The sequence below is a fragment of the Microcoleus sp. B4-C2 genome (assembly GCF_036705265.1).
In the GTDB taxonomy this organism is placed as follows: domain Bacteria; phylum Cyanobacteriota; class Cyanobacteriia; order Cyanobacteriales; family Microcoleaceae; genus Microcoleus.
The window spans coordinates 51,121-70,058 of the sequence record NZ_JAUBUB010000020.1 but is presented as its reverse complement, the minus strand read 5'-3'; the positions used below and the strand labels follow the sequence as shown (position 1 = coordinate 70,058).

Below are 18,938 nucleotides of genomic sequence, written 5' to 3'. Positions count from 1 at the left end.
CAGAATTAGCGTCGTACCTCACTCAAAAATAAGACAGTACAAGTCACCGCACGTCGATCGGCGCTTAAGACGATCGCGCTCCCCAGAAAGTAGCGCTATTGTTAGAAAAGGGATTTGTGTCAGCGAGACTCCCGGAGATTTTTATGAATATTACTTTGAGTCCTGAGCAGGTGAAATTGATCGAAGCGCAATTAGCATTGGGGCAGTTTAGCTCGCCGGAAGAGGTGATTACAAAAGCCCTCCAGACTTTGACTCAAACACGCCAGCATTATTGGGAGTGGGTGGAGGAAGTGCGCTCTTCGGTGGAGGAAGCGGAGGCGGAACTATCGCGGGGTGAGGGAATTCCCTTAGAGAGTGCCATCGAGCAATTGCAGGAAAAGTTTCGCAAGGCGCGAGAGGTTCACGGATGAGTCGATGCTTTGTCTCTCCAACTGCAAGCCGAGACTTGAATGCCATTGGTGATTATTTTGTGGGTTCAAGTTTATAAAAAAAAGCCCTCAACTTTGTGAGGGCTTTGCGATGCCAGGAACGAGACTTGAACTCGTGACACGTGGATTTTCAGTCCACTGCTCTACCAACTGAGCTATCCCGGCTTGTTTTTTCGCGCTTTACTATCTTAGCAGACACATACAGAATTTAGCAAGCACTTTTTCAAAGTAATTTTCGATCGCCCGGAACCGCCCGCCTGTAAGCTAAAAGCTGCAACCTAAAATCCAAGAACCGCAATGGCACAGCAACATCGGGACAGCGAGGGCAAGAGTCTGCTTGTCTTAGGCATAATTTGGCTGCTGGGGGCAATTAGCGATCGCCTCTGGTTTGCCTTCGATCGATCTGTCCCGGCGTGGGATCAAGCAGATTACCTGACTAGCACCCTGAAATACTTGCAGGCGTTGCAGCATCCTCAGTGGCTTTCCGGGGAGTGGTGGACAAACTTCTGGCTGCTTTCGACGAAAATTCCGCCCTTGGCATACATCTTAACCGTTCCGTTTCTTCAGGTTTTCGGTACTGGGGGCGATCGGGCAACCCTCGTTCATCTCTTATTTAGTGCAATTCTGCTCGCCTCAGTCTACAGTCTGGGCGTGCAATTATTTAACCGGCAAGTCGGTTTGTGGGCCGCTGCAATTTGCGTTTTGTTACCCGGACTTTATGGGCTGCGCTTGCAATTTTTACTCGACTATCCCCTCACTGCGGCGATTACTTTGGCTTTCTATTGTCTGACAATGTGGAAGGCTTCTGAAGGAAAGAAGGAAGAAGGAAGTTCGGCAACGGATTTTATAACGGATGTAACGGATGTAACGGATAGAACTCAGTTGGAAGAACGAACAAAGAAAAAGTATAAATTCTCCCCCTCCCCCAATCTCCCCCTCTCCCCGTCATCTTTCTTTTGGGCGATCGCCTTTGGAATTTCTCTCGGTTTATCAATATTAGTTAAACACACTACAGTATTATTTCTGTTTACCCCGATTGTGTGGCTGGCTGTTGGTGCTGTGCGCCAAAAAGCTTGGGGAAGATTAGCTCAATTAACTGGTGCTCTGCTGCTGTCGGCGGCGGTGTTTGGGCCTTGGGCGAAAACTAATTGGCTGTTAATTTTGACCGGGGGAAAACGGGCTACGCTCGATTCTGCGATCGCCGAAGGAGATCCGGCCCTCAATACGATCGACGCTTGGATTTACTACGGTCAACGCTTACCAGAACACATTTCTTGGCCTCTGTTACTTATTCCCTTAGTAGGATTGATACTTTATTGGCGTCGTCGGCAATTGAGTTCCTCAGTCTTTTATCTTAATTCCTGTCGCTGGCTGGCTGTTTTCTGGGTAGGAGCTTATTTAATTAACTCTCTAAATATCAACAAAGATGACCGATATGGTATACCTTATTTGCCAGTTTTATCTATTTTCTTAGCCTACTGTTTAACGCTGTGGCCTTCTCGGTGGGGACGACAAATTCGCTGGGGTACAATTGGCTTGGCAATTCTGGCGATGCTGTTCCATATGTGGCCGCTGGGAGGTGCTTTTGGACATAGCTTAGTCCAAATTATCAGTCCCGGCAATTCTAACTATCCTTACTTGGGGAAAGAGTGGCCACACCGAGAGGTAATTGCCGAAATTATTGATCGGGAACCTTATTTGCAATCTACTTTAGGCGTTTTGCCTTCGACGCCGGAAATTAACCAGCACAATTTTAATTATTACGGTGCTTTGGCGAATTTTCAGGTTTACGGGCGGCAGGTGGGAACGAATTTAAAAGACGTGCCGCAAGATGTGCGATCGCTCTCTTGGTTTCTAACTAAAAGTGGCCCGCAAGGTTCGATTCGCGAACGAATTAAACAAGCTCAAAATGCAGCGGTGACGGCAATTGAAAAAGGTGATAAATTTGAGTTAGATAAAATTTGGGTTTTGCCAGATTCTACTAATTTAAATCTTTATCGCAAGCGAGTGCAGCCTGTCGAAATACAGCCGTTGAATGAAGGGCGATCGCAAGTACAATTAGATCGAGTTACAGTCGCTGCAAAAGCAGTTCCCGGAGTCGCGCTGCCGGTTACTTATACTTGGTCTGGGCCTTGGCAGCAGTTGCAGTCTGGTTTAGTGTTGGTAACGTGGGAAAATCAGCAGTCTGGCGATATTCCACCGGGACAGACTTTCAGGATTTTACACGATCGCGCGATCGGCCAGGCGACTTTGCATCCGGGGATGCTGGAAGCGGATAAATTTGCTGTGGGGTTTCGAGTTGTCGATCGCACGGCGATGCTTCCTCCTGCTAATATTGCACCGGGCACTTACAATCTGCAAGCTACTTATCTAAATCGGAAAACCGGCGAAACTTATCCGATTAATGTGCCGGCAGTTAGTGTTAAAATCGAGGCAGAGCCTCTGGATATGCGTTCTCAGGCAGAGCCTGGGAACGAGAATAATGAGGATAATACAGATAAGCCTGAGTTAGATTTGGTGACTCAATTGCGGGCGATGGCGGTTAATTTACCCAAAGGATTACCCGGTTTAGAACCTGTGTTCGAGCAGATTGGGCGCATCAATCAATACGATCCAATTCAAGATTATACCGTGCAAGCGGAACAAGCGTTAGAATATCGGTTGCAGCAGGAACCAAATAATCTAGAATTGGCTTATGCTTTGGCATTTTCTCGGGTATTGCAGCAGAATGTCGAAAGTGCGATCGCAGCCTTAGAAAAAGTCACCCAACTCGACTCAAAAAACCCTTACGCTTACGCCTATCTCGCTTTCGTACACCTCTACGGCTGGCATCCCAAAGCCGCTCAAACAGCCTTAAAACCTGCTCTCGCTCTCAACTCCAATCTACCGGAAATTAGAATTTTAAACGGTGTAGCGCAACTAATGCAAGGTAATCTCATTCAAGCATGGCAAGATTTGCAATACTTAAAAAAACTAAAAATTTAACAATCCCTTTTATTGTGGCACGGGCGTCCCGCCTGTGCTTCTAAATCTGTAACGCCTGTGCTTCTAAATCTGTAACGCCTGTGCTGATAAATCTGTCAAGCCTGTGCTTCCGAATCGGTAAAAAACAGAAAACCAATGAACCAACCAAGAATAATCTCTCTAATTCCCAGCGCCACCGAAATTGTAGCACTTTTAGGATTAACCGATGCAATTGTGGGCCGTTCCCACGAATGCGACTATCCCCCAGAAATCCAGAATTTACCTGTGTGCACTCAGCCTAAATTCAATCCCGAAGGAACTAGCAGCGAAATTCACAACCGCGTGACAGAATTGTTGCAAAATGCGCTGAGTGTGTATAAAGTAGAAATAGATACTGTGGAAAAATTGCAGCCGACTCACATTATTACTCAAGCTCAATGTGAAGTCTGTGCTTGTTCTCTAGCGGATGTTGAACAAGCGGTAAGCACTCTGGTAAATAGCAAGCCGGAAATTATTTCTTTGCAGCCGAATCTGCTAGCGGAAATCTGGACGGATATTCAGCGAGTTGCTGATGCTTTGGGCGTAAATGGCAAAAGTGCGCTCGACCTTTTGCAATCCCGCATCGATGCTATTATCTTAAAAACCAAAACATTAACCGTTAAACCCAAAGTAGCTTGCATCGAGTGGATTGAACCTTTGATGGCTGCGGGTAACTGGATGCCCGAATTAGTGGCAATGGCGGGAGGCAATTCGCTATTTGGAATTGTCGGCGAACATTCTCCTTGGTTAAAATGGGAATCTTTAGTAGAAGCTAATCCCGATGTAATTATTTTCATGCCTTGCGGCTTTGATTTAAGCCGCACTCGCAGCGAAGCAAGGCAGATAACTAAATACGCAGAATGGCCTGATTTGCAAGCAGTAAAAACGGGGAAAGTTTACCTAACTGACGGCAATTCTTACTTTAATCGGCCGGGGCCGAGATTGGTTGATTCGTTAGAAATTTTAGCAGAAATTCTCCATCCCGAAATCTTCGATTTTGGCTACCGGGGTAAGGGTTGGCAGCCATTTTTGTAGATACCCGCAGCTAGCTAAAGCTTTATCTATAGCAATCCTAAATCATTTGTAAATTTCTTACTCCCTCCCCTTGATAAGGGGAGGGTTGGGGTGGGGTAAAAAATTTACGACTCCTGCAACGATTGCTATATATTAATTCTGAATGGCCTGCCATACAAATGAGGACACAACATTGTTGTGTCCTTATTTCGCTTTCATTTAACCGAATCTGACATCAATTGATGCAAAAACGGCTAGTCTTACTTCGCATCAGGCGGCATCAGCACCTTGTCAATTACGTGAATAACGCCGTTGCTAGCTTTGATATCAGCTTTCACAACATTAGCGCCGCTGACAGTAACTTTGCCTGCGTTAACTCCCACCTTCAGCGAGCTGCCTTCAACACTTTTCACATCGCCGGATTTCAGGCTAGTAGATACAACCGAACCAGGAACAACGTGGTAAGTTAAAATCTTTGTAAGTAGGGCTTTGTTTTCCGGTTTGAGCAAATTCTCCACAGTTCCTTCTGGCAAAGCAGCAAATGCCGCATCAGTCGGAGCAAAAACAGTGAAAGGGCCTTTTCCTTGTAAAGTTGTCACCAAACCTGCTGCTCCTAAAGCCTTCGTCAATGTCTCGAATTGAGCGTCGCCAGATGCAATAGCGACAATATCCTTAGCCTGAGCCATTGGTGCCGGTGAAGCAGTGGTTTTCCCATTTCCTGCAACTTGTTGAGTTTGAGTTGCATTAGCAACATTGGTGTTGGAGGTGATGTGAGCCCAAGCCGGGAAACCGATTAACGCGCTAGCGCCGATTATTCCTGCGAAACCTGTGAGTTGTTTCATCCAACTAGGTAAATTTTGATTTTTCATTTCGCTTGCATTTCCTTATGAGATAAAACCGTGAACATGAATTGTTATGTTAGCCAAATCTCGACAAAAGGCAAGGTTGCCAGAGGCTAAGGTAGAGAGAAAATTCTCTTGCATCCCCGATCGAACAAAACTTCCTTAATATAACGCAACCTAAAAAATCTGGCATCAACCGCTAAATCTGTAACTCAAAACCTCAATCACCGAACCAGTTTGGGGTAAGTCAGCAGATTTGAGCGAAATCGTGTCATTATTCAATCGGCGCACCGGCGTACCATCCATCAGCGCCAAGAATTCATCTAGCGGCACCAAATCGCACGCAGCAGCATCGGCGGCTTGGGTTTTGAAATGTGTCGGAATCACCATCTTTGGTTTGAGAAGTTGCAAAGTTTGCTTCGCTTCCGCCGGAGTGTAAGCTTTCGGCCCGCCGCCCACGGGAATCAGCACTACATCGGGCCGCCCGATCAAGATTTGTTCTTCAATGCCGATCGGGCCAGCAACTCCGCCCAAGTGTAAAATCTTAACGCCCGCTTGCTGCCACAGCCAAGCCACATTGACCCCAAATCGCCTTCCTCCCTCACGGTCTTTTTGGGTCCGAATCCCTTGAATCCGCAGCCCGTTAGACCTGTAAGCCCCCGGTTCGTACAAAAGGCCGGGATTGCCCGCAAATCCGTCGATCGCCCCTTCATCGAGCAACCTGCTGCTAATCAGAATCAAATCTGTTGGCACTTTAGGAGAACGATAGCCTGCGGTACAGCCCAGGGGGCGAAAAGGATTCACCAGCACCCTCGCACCGCCTCCGGCGAACAAGAAGCAAGTGTGGCCCAACCACTGAATCGACAAAGAATCAGCAGTTTGAGCTTGATAGCTTTCCCATCCAGATGGTAAACCAGTGAAGAAAGCTGCTAGCAAACCCGTCTGTGCGTAACGTATTAATTGTCGCCGTTTCATCTTGTGATTGCGGTTGTCGGGTGTTGGTCGTCTGTTGTTATACCACAAAACACCGCCAGTCGATTTTAGATTTTAGATTTTAGATTTTAGATTTACTTGCAGCATTGAATCTGGAATCTCGAACATGAGTCTAAAATTTGGGGTTCACCACGACAGGAGTGGGGGGCTTGTATCCTTTTTGAGGCGGTTCAGGTGCGAAAATGTGTACCCTACTCTCACCGTAAGGTGCTATGAGAGCGAACCCTACAAATTCATAGAAATTCAACTAAGGAATGAGAATTAAATAACTTCCACTCTTGAAAGTGGGATGGGCGTCCCGCCCGTCCAAAAAGGACGGGCGGGACGCCCATCCCACAATAACAATTAAAATTGTAAGTTATTTAATTCGCGATCCTAAAGCCGTTCCAAGAAATTTCGCAATAATTGCTTTCCCGCAGTCGTCAAAATACTTTCCGGGTGAAACTGCACACCTTCAATGTGCGGATATTCCCGGTGTCGCACGCCCATAATAGTTCCGTCTTCAACCCAAGCGGTAATTTCCAAAACTTCTGGACAACTCTGCTTTTCAATTACTAAACTGTGATAGCGAGTTGCAATCATCGGCGATTCCACGCCCTGAAAAACTCCGACTCCTGCGTGTTCTACCTGAGAAGTTTTGCCGTGCATCAACACGGGTGCAGAAACAATTTTGCCACCGAATACTTGACCGATACTTTGATGTCCGAGGCACACGCCTAAAATTGGTAGAGTCGGCCCCAATTCTTTGATTAATTCCAGAGAAATTCCCGCATCTTCCGGCCGTCCCGGCCCTGGAGAAATCACCACTGCTGCCGGCTGCAATTGCCTAATTTCTGCTAAGGAAATTTGGTCGTTGCGGTAGACTTGCACTTCGCTGGCTACGGGCAACTGGGCACCGAGTTCTCCTAGATACTGTACCAAATTGTATGTAAAACTGTCGTAGTTATCGATTACTATAATCACGGGTTAAGTTGGATTTTAGGTTTTAGATTTTAGATTTTAGGTTAACTCGCTCCCTGAAAGCAAGGGTTTTAAGATTTTAGATAGATGCCCAAGATAAAAATAGTTGCAATATAGACGAATAAAACTAAAAACCTCCCATTGGTCATCTAAAACCTAAAATTTGCTGAGGCCAATAATTTACTGACGGCCGATCGCAATTTGAACGACTGCCCACAAAGGAGGCAGCAGAAGTGCAGTACCGACGATGATCGCAGCCATTGCCGATACCAGAACTGCTCCGGCACCGCAGTCTTTGGCAATTTTGGCTAGTTCGTGGTAAGATTGCCCGACTGTCAAGTCTACCACCGATTCGATCGCCGTATTCAACAGTTCCATTGCTAAAACTATGCCAATGGTGACGCCGATCACAGATATTTCTACAGGTTTCAGTTGCAAAAATAGGCCGAGTCCGATCGCCAAAGTGCCAATAACTGTGTGAATCCGAAAATTGCGCTGAGTTTCAAAAGCATAACTCAGACCCCCCCAAGCGTATCTAAAACTCGTAGCTAAGCTAGATGCGATTTTCCAGGACAGCTCTCGGTTGTATTTCAAGGCTTTTTTAGGCTCCTGGACTGTCTGGCTAGAAGAGTCTTGAGGCATGGGCAGAAACTGTGCGATTTGTGATGAAATTGAGGGTCTATCTAGTGTCATAAAGAACCAACTTTAATTTACAGAGATGAATGAAAGCTAAACTTTTGAAATTAACTTCATCAAGTCTAGGTAACTTTTCTAAGTTTTTACTAAAGTTTTGGTTTAATTTCAGAAAGTTATATTGGGCTTGACATACTTTGTTAAGTAACCATCAACTTCAGTTATGCTGTTTGGATCGCAAGACCGATCGCCCGCAGCAATGTTTCTTGTCGATCGAGCATTTGAGTCAGACTTTCTTCATCCGGGTGATCCCAGCCCAAAAGATGCAGAAAACCGTGGGCTGCCAGCCAAGCTAGTTCGGTCTTCAGGGGATGTCCTTGCTGCTGGGCTTGTCGGTTAGCTGTATCAATCGAGATGACGATATCACCCAAGTATAGGGGTTCAGATGACTGCATTTCCTCTAGCTGAGGACAGTCTACCTCTAAAGCTGCGAAAGCTAGTACATCCGTCGGTCGATCGAGCTGGCGGTACTGGAGGTTGAGGGCTTGCATCTCCGTATCGGCGGTTAAACGCAGACTGACTTCGTAGCCTGGGGCCACTGGCACATCCGCCGCCTGGTTTTCCAGCCAAACGCTAAACCAATTTTCCCAGGTTTCGGCTGCAATCTCCCCGCTGGCTGCACTCTCAGGGAGGTTGGAAGCGTCGGCTGACTGCTGGGCTAGCCCGTAACAGTCCTCGACGTTCACCTCTATTAACATTTTTTTGCTCTCCTGTCAAGGGATATATTCAATTTTTTACAAATTCCAATGGCGCGATCGAACGGCAGGGGATTTTGCTGTTGCTGGCAAGATACAGTAATCTGTTAGAGATTGCAACAGTCAGGCAGAACAATCAGCTTAACTCCAGATTAAGAAAGATCAAAAACATCAGCAGAAATTAGAGGCTGATTGTTGGAATCCTCGATTAAGAATTGAAATAGCGATCGAGAAAAGCCAAACCCACGAGTACGCCTAAAAGTCCGGCGGCTGTCAAGGCAAAATGAAACAAAGAAGTCGCCCGCTTGCGAACCATGTTCCGCATCGCCAGCTTGACATAACTCGGTGGAGGTGCAGTGTTTGTCGGCGCTGTCTGGGTTTCGGCGGACTCTTCGGAGGCAGGAATTGCTGAGGGAGGTTGACTCATAACGGTTAGTTTAGAAGGTTAAGAGAGGGACTGTTGAGGACAGGCTCGTCCCGATGTTAACAAATATGTAACGTTTTGTGTAGGTGTTTTGAGTTTTTCGAGCCTCGCCACCCTATATTTCTGTAGAGGTCACTTCTGCGAAATCACAAACCCCCAAAAATTATCATCAACCCGCCCCACACCAGGGAAGAATCTACTTTCCTTATCCCTTTAACCCTCTTTCCCCCAACAAAGCATCCGCCCAAACAGCATCTGATTCTGAAAGCGCAGGTACGGGTGCGGCGGTGTAATCTATTCTAAAGTCATAGGCGGCGCGATCGTAAACCCCATTTAATAACGCTTGTAAATCTACAATTGGTTCCGCATCACCCGCGCGCAAAGGCAAAGGAAACTGAGGAATCATATCCGGTAAATTGAAAAGGTACAAATCTGCCAAAGGCCTTTGATTTCTCCGACTCACTAAAATCCGATAACTTGCCTCAATATCGTTACCAAAAATTGGCAGAGGTTGGTAACTTCGCAGCAAGTCAATTTCAACCAGATGAGTGTGACTACCAAACACCCTTTCTCGCTTTCCTTCATACATTTCTCGCCCTTTTCCAGGGCGCTTATTTGTTGGAGAAAGCACTTCAATTACAGTCACTACCTTTTTAGTTTCAGTTTCGATGACCTGCAAATAACTTTCTTTTACTTCCACTGGCCAAGGTATTCTCACCTTCAAAGACTGGGTGGGCGGAGCGGCAACGGCGACATTAGAAGTAGTCTCGGTTGTAGGAGCCAGTGAGCGTTGTACTGTGACATCGGGAATGCCAATAACTAAAGCATCTTCGCCGCTGAGTTGATAAATTCTTTGTTCGATATCTACTAAATATTTAGGCAGCAATTGCGGAGTTAACAAATCTGCGATCGCCACTATTAACCTATTGTGAACTGAACGCCACAATTCAGGACTTTCTAAATAAGGATTCATCCCCGGAAATGGATTAGGCATGAGCGTACTTTCCGTTTACCACTACTATTTTAGCAGCTCTATAAAAAAAACGCAGACAATATCAAACTATCATCTGCGTTAATCCGCGTGCATCTGCGATTAAAATTCCCTAAAAATCGCCGTAACTACTAATAGCAGCCTGCAACCTTCCAATCACTTCATCAACCGAAATCGCCCCCAACTCCCCAGAAGCCCGCGTCCGAATATTCAAACTATTCGCCTCAACTTCCTTCGCACCCACAACACCCATCACCGGAATTTTATCCTTCTCAGCATTGCGAATCAACTTGCCCAAACGCTCGCTATCCTCATCAGCTTCTGCGCGAATATTTAGCGCCTTCATCTTCGCCGCCACTTCCTTTGCAAACGGCAAAAACTCCGCGCTGACAGGCAACAATCGCACCTGAATTGGCGCCAACCACAGCGGAAAATCCCCTGCATACTGCTCGATCAAAATCCCGATCAAGCGTTCTAAAGAACCGAAAGGAGCGCGGTGAATCATCACCGGACGCTTGCGAGTGCCGTCTTCAGCAACGTATTCCAAATCAAAACGTTCGGGCAAATTGTAATCTACCTGAACAGTTCCTAATTGCCATTCTCTATCCAAGACATCTTGGAAAATGAAATCGAGTTTCGGCCCGTAAAAAGCCGCTTCCCCAATTCCCTCAAAATAATTCATTCCCAAAGTTTCCACCGCGCGGCGGATTGCACCTTGAGCCTTTTCCCAAGCTTCATCGGAACCGATGTATTTCTCTAAATTGTTCGGATCGCGGAAACTCAAACGCGCCTTAAAGTTTTTCAGTTGCAGACTCTTGAAGACTGACAGAATCAAATCCACCACATTCAAGAATTCAGCATCCAACTGTTCCGGCGTGACAAATAAGTGGGAATCATCCACCGTAAAGCCGCGCACCCGCGTTAAACCGCCCAATTCTCCCGATTGTTCGTAGCGGTAAACTGTGCCGAATTCCGCTAAGCGCATCGGCAATTCTCGATAGGAACGCAATTCGCTTTTGTAAATTTGAATGTGAAAAGGGCAATTCATGGGTTTCATCACAAAACCCTGTTCGTTTGCTGCCGCTTCCTCATCCTCCGCCATCAGCGGAAACATATCTTCTTTGTATTTCTGCCAGTGTCCAGAAATTTTGAACAAATCGACTCTAGCAATGTGGGGAGTCACAACTTGCAAATAGCCGCGCTTGATTTGTTCTTGCTTCAAGTAATCTTCTAAAATACTTCTCAAAACAGTGCCTTTCGGCGTCCACAAAGGCAAACCTGGCCCCACCGGATCGGCAAAGATAAACAAGCCTAATTCTTTGCCTAATTTGCGGTGATCGCGCCTTAATGCTTCTTCTTTGCGGTGTTTGTATGCTGCTAATTGTTCGGGAGATTCCCAAGCAGTGCCGTAAATTCGCTGTAACTGAGCTTTGGTTTCGTCGCCGCGCCAGTAAGCGCCTGCTAGGCTTTCTAGCTCGATCGCCTTGGGATTCAACTCACTGGTATTTTCTAAGTGAGGCCCGGCGCACAAATCCCACCATTCCTCGCCCACATGGTAAAGAGTAATCGGTTCTATCAAACCTTCTAAAATTTCTAATTTGTAAGGTTCGTTAATCTCCTTAATTCTGCGTTCCGCTTCCTCGCGGCTAACTTCTTCGCGAATTACAGGCAATTTACGGTTGATGATTTTGATCATCTCTTTTTTAATGGCTTTTAAATCCTGTTCCGTAAAAGGTTCGGGAGTGTCAAAGTCATAATAGAAACCGTTTTCAATCCAAGGGCCAATGGTCACTTGCGCCTTGGGAAATAACTTCTGCACCGCCATCGCCATAACGTGGGAGGTGGTGTGGCGAATTTTTTTTAGTGACTCCGACTCACTCGTGCGGGGCAACTCAATCTTAACGGACTCTTCTGGAGGGGACATGGATTCTGGGCTAGACATCGGCTGAATTAGCAATTAATTTAGTTGCAGTTGCTTCTATATTACTCAGATTGGGGCAGTAAGCGCCGACTTCAGGTTGGGGGACACTCCGGGAAATTACAGCAACAGCCCTGATGGTGGCAACGTTTAGTGCGTCCCGCACTGCGACTCTCAGAAACCGGATTTTTTACTATTTTGGTGGGCTGTCACCCGTCTTGCTATGAAAAAACCTGTTTTCTCAGCAACCGTGAGCTCGCGAACTAAGGATCGCGAATTAAATAACTTCCGTAGGTTGGGTTGAGGAACGAAACCCAACAATTCCCGCGTAGCGTTGGGTTTCGTTCCTCAACCCAACCTACAAAAAATGCAAGTTATTTAATTCTCATTCCTAATTTGGCAGAATTTGGGGATTTCGACTCAAAAATCGCTGCTGGCATAGTTTAATTTATTCACACCCACCTGCTAATTGTTGTTAAATTATTAAATTTTTGTTAGAAATATGTTACAATTTGTAAAGACCGTCTAAGACTATAATAGATAAATAACCCAATTTTGATCCATGCTTAATTCCAACTTGCCCGAGCCAGAATTGCTCAAAGCGTTACTGGAACCGCTGTTAGAGGATTTCACTTACTGGTTCGACCGATCGGCAAAGCTCTTAGAAACTGAGGAAATTCCCTTTCTGGGCGACGAAGATCAATCTGACTTGCTGGCGCGAGTCAAACAGGCTCAGCAAGAAGTAGGCGCTGCTAAAGCTCTATTTCAAGCAACCGGAGGTCAAGTTGGGATTGAAACAGCAGCACTGATGCCGTGGCACAGACTGCTCGCCGAATGCTGGCAAGTATCGGCACGCTTTCGCTCATGGCAGTCAGCTCCCCCTGGAAAATAAGGAAGCGAGTTCAAGTTAAATTTGCAGTCAAATCCCCAACCTTGGGAAATGTGGCGGCCCACTTGACAACCTCAAACAGATTTCCAGTTAATAAGTTATTACTTGCTGAAACACTTTTGTAAATTGCTGTGTGGCTGTTTAGCCCGGAGGAGAAGATAATGTTGCACCTGCTTTATATTTTAGCTTTTACCGTTCTTGCCTTTCTGGCGGTCGGTAACTTAATCCGCAGTCTAGTCACCGTTGGTATGGAGTCCCAGCGCCCTCAACAGTTCAGGGCAAATAATCCCTACCCATCCTATCCTCGCTCTCAACCGGTACCGCATCCAGAACTTTTAGATGAATACGGAAACATAGTCAATGAGCCGCTTTTAGTGATGCGTTCGCTGACTGTCCAAGACGCCCGCGAACAATTAGATGCTCTCTACAAATCATCTCCGGGCGGCAGCGACGAAGGGGGCGAACTAGCCTGATACAACCACAGCCGCAGCATTTATACTTAGGCGCGATGCCTCAAAAAAATATAGGACTTACACGCTAGGTGTCCGAAGCCCGGTTTATTCATAGATGGTGGGTAAAAACCGGGTTTCTTGGGATCAGTCGTCAAAATAATTGGTCGTTAGTTTTTAACTAATGGCTAATTATTTGCGCTTTTTTAAAGTTTAATTACCGATTAACAAGATCGATCGCCAAAAAGCGATAATTATGGCACTGATATCCAAGAGAGCGAGGATAGTTTGACACTCAAGTACAGGGAAACTAGGAATCGGGGCGGGCACGGCGGAGCGAATTTGGGCGAACACCGGGGTACCCCAGGAGAGCGAAACCAATTTTTTTGTACTTTACTTACCAAGTGCTGTAAATCTATCAGATACTGAAGAAGGAGCGCTCTAAACCTCCTATCGATCCTGTTTTGTCATCGGCAAAAATGCACGTTTAAGGCTAGATGATCGTCCCTATTTCGCTACTGGCAGAACTTCTGCAAGCTTTGCCCCAACTGCGGGCACAAATTTATTTCAAATCTTCCATGACAGCCTTGTCTCACGCGATGGAAGACTTAGTTTTGGCGGGTTCCGACGACGAACCGCTAGTCATTGCCAGCTTTCAGCGAGAGCGCTTCTACCGCCAGGAAGCTCACCGCTACCGGCGAATTGCCTCACGCTCCTCTCAGGTATACGTGCTGGCTGCACCGGAAACTGACTTTAAAAATTCTTCGGAGTGTCACGAAACTGTGGCGTTTGAACCGGAGGACGGATTGAGTAAAGAGTGGCATTTAGTGGTACTGGGGCAACACTACTCAACTTGCCTGATTTGTCAAGAAAAAATTGTGCCGATCGACAACCAGGACGATCGCGGGCCACTGTTAATGGATCAAGCTCGCAGATTTGAAGGAATTTGGACGTTCGATCGCGAGGTAAGCTCCAAAGCTGCCGCATTGTTGCTCGATAGAATTGTCAAATATCGCCCGGAATTGGCAGAAAAGATCGATCGAGCGCGAACGACTTACAAACTCAAAACACCGAAAAAAACGAGGAAATCCGCCACTTCCAAAGCCGCAAAACCCGACATAAGTACGAGAAAAAACTCAAAAATTCCCAATCCAAAATTGAGCGATGCTTTTACCGAACGCTTAGTCACCTACTTGCAAGCAGGCCAGCACAAACTGCTCAAAGCATACAGCGCCATCGCCGCTCAGGAACGCAAAGAACGCCTGGTAAACTTAATTACCACGGCAATGCGGCAGTCTCTCAACCCGCAAGAAATCGTCGAAGTTGCAGTCCAAGAACTCGGCACTGCCCTGTCAGCAAGCCGATGTTTGATTTATCGCTGCAAGGCTGCAGATGTGGCGGTCAAAATCGATCGCGAGTTTTTGGGGCCGGGCGCTAGTTCCATGCTGGATCAGACTTGGCTGTTGCAGGAAAATCAAATATGGAGCGACGCGGTGGCGCGGCAAGAGCGAGTTTACATCCAAGACACAGCACAACACCCACTGATTGTCAATACAAAATTCCTGGAAAAAATTGTAAAAAATTGGCAAATTGTCTCTTGGTTAATGGTGCCAGTGCTTTATCAGGGGCGGGTTTTGGGCATGGTGGAAATGCACCAGTGCCGCTCGACTTTGGCTTGGGAAGAAGACGAAATTGCTTTAGTAGAGGCGATCGCCACCCAACTCGGAGCAGCCTTAATTCAAGCAGAAACCTACGCTCATTTAGAAGAACTCAACCAACAATTAGAAGCATTAGACCGCACTCGCAGCAATCTAATTGCCATCACCGGACACGAACTCCGCACCCCTCTTTCTACGATTCAAGTGTGTTTGGAAAGTTTGAACTCCGAACCAGATATGCCTGCCCAATTGCGGCAAATCATGTTAGAAACAGCCCTCGGTGATGCCGATAGAATGCGGAAACTCGTGCAGGATTTCTTAACTCTTTCTCACTTAGAAAGCGGGCGAGTCCAATGGAATGTAGAATCGCTGACGCTGCAAGAATGCGTTGATTTGGCCCTTAGCAGCGTGCGATCGGGGGGCGGACTCGATCGACAGTTACCGGAAATTATCGCCGAAGTGTCTGCAGAATTGCCTTTAGTGCAAGCTGACGGAGAGTGGTTGGTGGAGGTGCTCTCCAAACTGCTAGACAACGCTTGCAAATTCACCACACCTCAAGGAAGCGTCACCATAAGAGCGAAATGCAACGGTTCTCAGATGGTGGAAGTGCTCGTAGCCGATACGGGGAGGGGAATCGAGGCGAACAGTTTAAAAGTAGTGTTCGATCGATTTTATCAAGAAGAAGGAGCTTTGCGCCGCAGCGCCGGCGGTACCGGTTTGGGATTGGCAATTTGCAAACAGATTGTTGCCGGCTGGGGCGGTAAAATTTGGGTAGATTCCGCAGGAAAAGACCGAGGAAGTGAATTTCACTTTACTATTCCGATTGTTTAGACTCAATTGATACAGCGTATTCAAGGTTTATGAGGTATACCCCAGAAACCGGGTTTCTTTACAGTTCTCGCATCATTACTGATTCTGTTCAATAAACCCGGTTTCTCGCGATCTACATTTACATGGAATATACTGTAAAAAATCTAGTTTGTGGGCGTCTGAGCGCGCAAGTATCGATCGAGTGATATCAAATCCGGCTGCGCTGGCATGATATCAAATCTGCTGCTAACAAATTTGATATGAGGGGCTATTTACGCCGGACTTGATATCAAATACTAATCTACAGTCGTCTTGAGACGACTTGAGCTATGAGGCTCTTGTTTCAACCCCTGTCGGACTTAACGACTAATATTAATGCCGATGGCATCGGAAGGATTTAACCACAGAGAACGCAGAGCTCGCAGAGAAAGAGAAGAGAGAGATGAATAATTCTGATGCAAAGGTCAAGGAGATCGGCCTCAATCCTCACCCTGTGAGATCAGCCTTAAAGGAGATGTGGCCACGCGGTGTTCACCTTTAATATCGAAAGTATCAAAACAGATTCAGGATGCGCTTGCCGTCTTAAACCCGGTTTGGCGACGGAATACCTAGGGATGCTGCCCAAAATTAATACCAGTTTACAATAAGAATCAAACTGTAGGTAAGCTGCAAACCCCCATAGTAATCAGTCATGCCAAATCTAAAATCTAAAATCTAAAATCTAAAATGGTATAACTCTCCTGTTCACAAGTCGCGAGATGGTAAAAGTCGCTCGAATCTGTTGAGGCACTGCCGACGCCAGTGTTGATTCGTGAAAAGTTTTGAATGCAAATGTTTCGCCCGGAAAAAGTTTTTTTCCATAAGAATACTCAAACCTAGAGGTTAGAAAAATCGATTATGTCACCTACAATCCAGATGAAATCTACTCAACCTATGGCCAAAAAGCCACAGCTACAATTAGGTTCTCAAGGTAAAGCGGTATTGGAACTCGAACAACTGCTAATCAAGTTGCAACTTTATCGGCATCCTGCTAAAGGAATTTTTAACAAAGCAGTTGAGTTTTCTGTGAAACTGTTTCAGTTTCGGGTTTTCTTGTCGCCGGACGGCATTGTCGGGCCGCTGACTTGGCAGGCGCTTTATACTGGAGCTCCAGTTAATATGCCGATACTCAAATTCGGCAGTTATGGGGAAGCAGTCGCTACTGTTCAGGAAGTTCTCAAAACTTCCCAGCATTATGGCGGTAAAGTTGACGGCGACTTTGCTACTTTGACGGATAAAGCTGTTCGCGCATTTCAAAAAAGCTTTGGGATTGAGGCCAATGGGATTGTCAATCAAGACACTTGGACTGCTTTGAGCCAAATCCCGCGTGGCTATGACCCTAATTGGTTCTTGACTTAGGGTTGACGCGGTAAATTGTTCGATCATGTGTGGGGATAAATTGGGAGAATATGCGATTATTCTGGTGCCCCACAAGCACCAGAATAATTGCTATTTTTTTTTGATGGTTTTTTCGTAATTCGTGCTGCCTAATTTTGTTTTATAACTTTGGTGGAAATTACCAATTATCAATTATTAATTACTAATTATCAATTATCAGAAGAGATCGATCGGCAAAAAACTGTTAACTTTCCTTACAATTTCGACAGCGGTGTCGCCTCATGATGATACGATGCCGTAAAAATCCTTTGGATATGTTTATGGCAGAAGAACTCACTGGACAACCCCCTCTTTTCGGCGGCAGCACCGGCGGCTTGCTGACCAAGGCGCTAGTTGAAGAGAAGTACGCGATCACTTGGACTAGCCCCAAGGAACAGGTGTTTGAAATGCCTACAGGCGGCGCTGCAATCATGCGTCAAGGTGACAACCTGCTGTATCTGCCCCGGAAGGAGCAGTGCATCGCTTTGGGCGGCCAGCAACTGCGGGCTAAATTCAAAATCTCGAACTACAAAATTTACCGCGTGTTTCCCGACGGTTCTACTGAGTACCTGCATCCCAAAGATGGCGTGTTCCCTGAGAAGGTGAACGAAGGTCGTCCCTACAACGGTAAGATTGACCGCAATATTGGCAGCAATCCCAATCCGATTAAGGTCAAGTTCACTGGTAAAAAAACCTACGAAGTTTAGGTTTTGAGCGAATTGCTGAGCTATTTTCGGGTAGTATGTCCTGAAAAGCTCAGCTTGCATTTTATAGTTTGTAGTAGCGCTTGGACGGCAGAAGCTTTTTCTTTATCGCCCAATCGCCACTGCAAACTTCAAATGCGATTAAAATTTAATAAAAATTAATAATTACATTAACCATGAATCTGGTAATCAGGCGAGCAACTCATCAGGATATCGATGTTTGCGCCCGCATTAATTATGAAGCTTTTAAATGTATTTCCGATCGCCATCAATTCCCTACAGATTTTCCGACGCTGGAGTTTTCAACTGAAATTATTGGTCTTCGGATCGAAAGTCCGTTGTTTTTTGGCATAGTAGCCGAGAGTGAGGGTGCGGTTGTCGGCTGCGGGTTTATGGACGAACGCAACCCGATTCGCGGTATCGGGCCAGTCAGTGTCGATCGAACTTTTCAAGGCCGCGGCGCGGGACGGGAAATCATGAAAGCTTTGCTGGAACGGGGACAGGACGCTGTGGGTATCCGTTTGGTTCAGGAATCTTTTAATATGGCGTCGCTGTCGCTGTACGCTTCTTTGGGTTTTGAGGTAAAGGAACCTTTCGTGTTAATGGAAGGGAAGTTTCGCAGCCAGCCGCAGCATGGATTTGAGGTGCGACCGCTGGCTAGTGAGGATGTTGGTGAATGTGCGGCTTTGTGCAAGAAATTATACAGGTGCGATCGAACTTCGGAGATTGAATACGCCCTGAATGACTTTTCTCCCTTCGTTGCTTGTAAACAAGGTCGGATTGTGGCTTATACTTGTGCGGTGTCGGCTTTGGGGCACAGCGTCGCGGAAACTGAGGCGGATATGCAGGCTTTGCTGTTGGGGGCGGTTGCGTACAGTTCCGAAGCACAGGTTTCTTTCCACTTGCCGATGCGTTACGCAAGTTTGTTTCGCTGGTGCTTGCAAGAGGGGCTGCGCGCCCTCAAGCCGATGGCGGTGATGGCGGTTGGCGAGTATCAGTCGCCGGAGGGATGTTGCTTTCCGTCTTTTGTTTATTGATTGTATAGCGAAGT

At 46.5% G+C, this 18,938-nt stretch carries 18 protein-coding genes and 1 tRNA gene; 9 read left to right on the top strand and 10 right to left on the bottom strand.

The window, feature by feature from the left end; genetic code table 11:
* The first annotated feature begins 143 nt into the window (after positions 1-143).
* Complete coding sequence (locus tag QUB20_RS09295) at positions 144-410, top strand: hypothetical protein (protein WP_333251311.1); 267 nt, start codon at positions 144-146, stop codon at positions 408-410.
* A 110-nt stretch (positions 411-520) separates the two neighbouring features.
* Here QUB20_RS09295 and QUB20_RS09290 read toward each other — a convergent pair.
* Positions 521-593: transfer RNA gene (locus QUB20_RS09290), tRNA-Phe, on the bottom strand.
* Positions 594-725: 132 nt separating this feature from the next.
* Here QUB20_RS09290 and QUB20_RS09285 point away from each other — a divergent pair.
* Both QUB20_RS09285 and QUB20_RS09280 read left to right on the top strand, forming a co-directional pair.
* Positions 726-3,413: a phospholipid carrier-dependent glycosyltransferase gene (locus QUB20_RS09285; RefSeq protein WP_333251309.1), complete on the top strand. Its 2,688-nt coding sequence runs from the start codon at positions 726-728 to the stop codon at positions 3,411-3,413.
* 135 nt (positions 3,414-3,548) lie between these two features.
* Positions 3,549-4,466 carry a cobalamin-binding protein gene (locus QUB20_RS09280; RefSeq protein WP_333251307.1) on the top strand — a complete coding sequence of 306 codons (918 nt, stop codon included), beginning with the start codon at positions 3,549-3,551 and terminating at the stop codon, positions 4,464-4,466.
* 239 nt (positions 4,467-4,705) lie between these two features.
* Here the strand turns inward: QUB20_RS09280 and QUB20_RS09275 are convergent, their stop codons facing one another.
* From QUB20_RS09275 to QUB20_RS09235, 9 genes are all read right to left on the bottom strand, one after another.
* Positions 4,706-5,314, bottom strand: coding sequence for a fasciclin domain-containing protein (locus QUB20_RS09275; RefSeq protein WP_333251304.1), 609 nt, complete (start codon positions 5,312-5,314; stop codon positions 4,706-4,708).
* Between the two features lie 165 nt (positions 5,315-5,479).
* Positions 5,480-6,262 (bottom strand): MBL fold metallo-hydrolase, encoded by a 783-nt coding sequence (locus QUB20_RS09270; RefSeq protein ID WP_333251302.1) that lies wholly within the window; start codon positions 6,260-6,262, stop codon positions 5,480-5,482.
* A 393-nt stretch (positions 6,263-6,655) separates the two neighbouring features.
* Positions 6,656-7,243 carry an aminodeoxychorismate/anthranilate synthase component II gene (locus tag QUB20_RS09265; protein ID WP_333241849.1) on the bottom strand — a complete coding sequence of 196 codons (588 nt, stop codon included), beginning with the start codon at positions 7,241-7,243 and terminating at the stop codon, positions 6,656-6,658.
* A gap of 177 nt (positions 7,244-7,420) precedes the next feature.
* Positions 7,421-7,933: a diacylglycerol kinase family protein gene (locus QUB20_RS09260; RefSeq protein WP_333241851.1), complete on the bottom strand. Its 513-nt coding sequence runs from the start codon at positions 7,931-7,933 to the stop codon at positions 7,421-7,423.
* Positions 7,934-8,094: 161 nt separating this feature from the next.
* The gene (ybeY, locus tag QUB20_RS09255; RefSeq protein ID WP_333248241.1) at positions 8,095-8,631 is read right to left on the bottom strand and encodes an rRNA maturation RNase YbeY; all 537 of its coding nucleotides are present in this window, start codon (positions 8,629-8,631) and stop codon (positions 8,095-8,097) included.
* A 205-nt stretch (positions 8,632-8,836) separates the two neighbouring features.
* The gene (locus tag QUB20_RS09250) at positions 8,837-9,055 is read right to left on the bottom strand and encodes a DUF3285 domain-containing protein (protein ID WP_333062727.1); all 219 of its coding nucleotides are present in this window, start codon (positions 9,053-9,055) and stop codon (positions 8,837-8,839) included.
* 202 nt (positions 9,056-9,257) lie between these two features.
* Positions 9,258-10,046, bottom strand: a complete 789-nt coding sequence (locus tag QUB20_RS09245) for a DUF4058 family protein (protein WP_333248239.1) — start codon at positions 10,044-10,046, stop codon at positions 9,258-9,260.
* Positions 10,047-10,155: 109 nt separating this feature from the next.
* Positions 10,156-11,985, bottom strand: coding sequence for a threonine--tRNA ligase (thrS, locus tag QUB20_RS09240; protein ID WP_333248237.1), 1,830 nt, complete (start codon positions 11,983-11,985; stop codon positions 10,156-10,158).
* Positions 11,978-12,127 (bottom strand): hypothetical protein, encoded by a 150-nt coding sequence (locus QUB20_RS09235; RefSeq protein ID WP_333054703.1) that lies wholly within the window; start codon positions 12,125-12,127, stop codon positions 11,978-11,980. The genes thrS and QUB20_RS09235 overlap by 8 nt, the downstream gene beginning before the upstream one ends.
* Positions 12,128-12,523: 396 nt before the next feature.
* On the opposite strand from QUB20_RS09235, the gene QUB20_RS09230 reads away from it, so the two are divergent.
* The 6 genes from QUB20_RS09230 to QUB20_RS09205 all read left to right on the top strand — a co-directional run bounded on the left by QUB20_RS09230 (position 12,524) and on the right by QUB20_RS09205 (position 18,924).
* Positions 12,524-12,853: a DUF2605 domain-containing protein gene (locus QUB20_RS09230; RefSeq protein ID WP_333202884.1), complete on the top strand. Its 330-nt coding sequence runs from the start codon at positions 12,524-12,526 to the stop codon at positions 12,851-12,853.
* 158 nt (positions 12,854-13,011) lie between these two features.
* On the top strand, positions 13,012-13,323 hold the full coding sequence (locus QUB20_RS09225; RefSeq protein WP_333054700.1) for a DUF2973 domain-containing protein: 312 nt from the start codon (positions 13,012-13,014) through the stop codon (positions 13,321-13,323).
* A 473-nt stretch (positions 13,324-13,796) separates the two neighbouring features.
* Positions 13,797-15,788 carry a DICT sensory domain-containing protein gene (locus tag QUB20_RS09220; protein WP_333248235.1) on the top strand — a complete coding sequence of 664 codons (1,992 nt, stop codon included), beginning with the start codon at positions 13,797-13,799 and terminating at the stop codon, positions 15,786-15,788.
* Positions 15,789-16,664: 876 nt separating this feature from the next.
* Positions 16,665-17,165, top strand: a complete 501-nt coding sequence (locus tag QUB20_RS09215; protein ID WP_333248233.1) for a peptidoglycan-binding protein — start codon at positions 16,665-16,667, stop codon at positions 17,163-17,165.
* A 299-nt stretch (positions 17,166-17,464) separates the two neighbouring features.
* Entirely contained in the window at positions 17,465-17,890 is a 426-nt protein-coding gene (locus QUB20_RS09210; RefSeq protein WP_333054697.1) for a photosystem I reaction center subunit II PsaD, read from the top strand.
* Positions 17,891-18,063: 173 nt separating this feature from the next.
* Positions 18,064-18,924 (top strand): GNAT family N-acetyltransferase, encoded by an 861-nt coding sequence (locus QUB20_RS09205; RefSeq protein WP_333248230.1) that lies wholly within the window; start codon positions 18,064-18,066, stop codon positions 18,922-18,924.
* Positions 18,925-18,938: the final 14 nt, after the last annotated feature.

Bases quoted from the DNA above. Each gene is read 5' to 3' on its own strand.
- QUB20_RS09295 (WP_333251311.1), top strand. From the start codon at position 144: ATGAATATTACTTTGAGTCCTGAGCAGGTGAAATTGATCGAAGCGCAA.
- QUB20_RS09285 (WP_333251309.1), top strand. From the start codon at position 726: ATGGCACAGCAACATCGGGACAGCGAGGGCAAGAGTCTGCTTGTCTTA.
- QUB20_RS09280 (WP_333251307.1), top strand. From the start codon at position 3,549: ATGAACCAACCAAGAATAATCTCTCTAATTCCCAGCGCCACCGAAATT.
- QUB20_RS09275 (WP_333251304.1), bottom strand. From the start codon at position 5,314: ATGAAAAATCAAAATTTACCTAGTTGGATGAAACAACTCACAGGTTTC.
- QUB20_RS09270 (WP_333251302.1), bottom strand. From the start codon at position 6,262: ATGAAACGGCGACAATTAATACGTTACGCACAGACGGGTTTGCTAGCA.
- QUB20_RS09260 (WP_333241851.1), bottom strand. From the start codon at position 7,933: ATGACACTAGATAGACCCTCAATTTCATCACAAATCGCACAGTTTCTG.
- ybeY (WP_333248241.1), bottom strand. From the start codon at position 8,631: ATGTTAATAGAGGTGAACGTCGAGGACTGTTACGGGCTAGCCCAGCAG.
- QUB20_RS09250 (WP_333062727.1), bottom strand. From the start codon at position 9,055: ATGAGTCAACCTCCCTCAGCAATTCCTGCCTCCGAAGAGTCCGCCGAA.
- QUB20_RS09245 (WP_333248239.1), bottom strand. From the start codon at position 10,046: ATGCCTAATCCATTTCCGGGGATGAATCCTTATTTAGAAAGTCCTGAA.
- thrS (WP_333248237.1), bottom strand. From the start codon at position 11,985: ATGTCTAGCCCAGAATCCATGTCCCCTCCAGAAGAGTCCGTTAAGATT.
- QUB20_RS09230 (WP_333202884.1), top strand. From the start codon at position 12,524: ATGCTTAATTCCAACTTGCCCGAGCCAGAATTGCTCAAAGCGTTACTG.
- QUB20_RS09225 (WP_333054700.1), top strand. From the start codon at position 13,012: ATGTTGCACCTGCTTTATATTTTAGCTTTTACCGTTCTTGCCTTTCTG.
- QUB20_RS09220 (WP_333248235.1), top strand. From the start codon at position 13,797: ATGATCGTCCCTATTTCGCTACTGGCAGAACTTCTGCAAGCTTTGCCC.
- QUB20_RS09215 (WP_333248233.1), top strand. From the start codon at position 16,665: ATGTCACCTACAATCCAGATGAAATCTACTCAACCTATGGCCAAAAAG.
- QUB20_RS09210 (WP_333054697.1), top strand. From the start codon at position 17,465: ATGGCAGAAGAACTCACTGGACAACCCCCTCTTTTCGGCGGCAGCACC.
- QUB20_RS09205 (WP_333248230.1), top strand. From the start codon at position 18,064: ATGAATCTGGTAATCAGGCGAGCAACTCATCAGGATATCGATGTTTGC.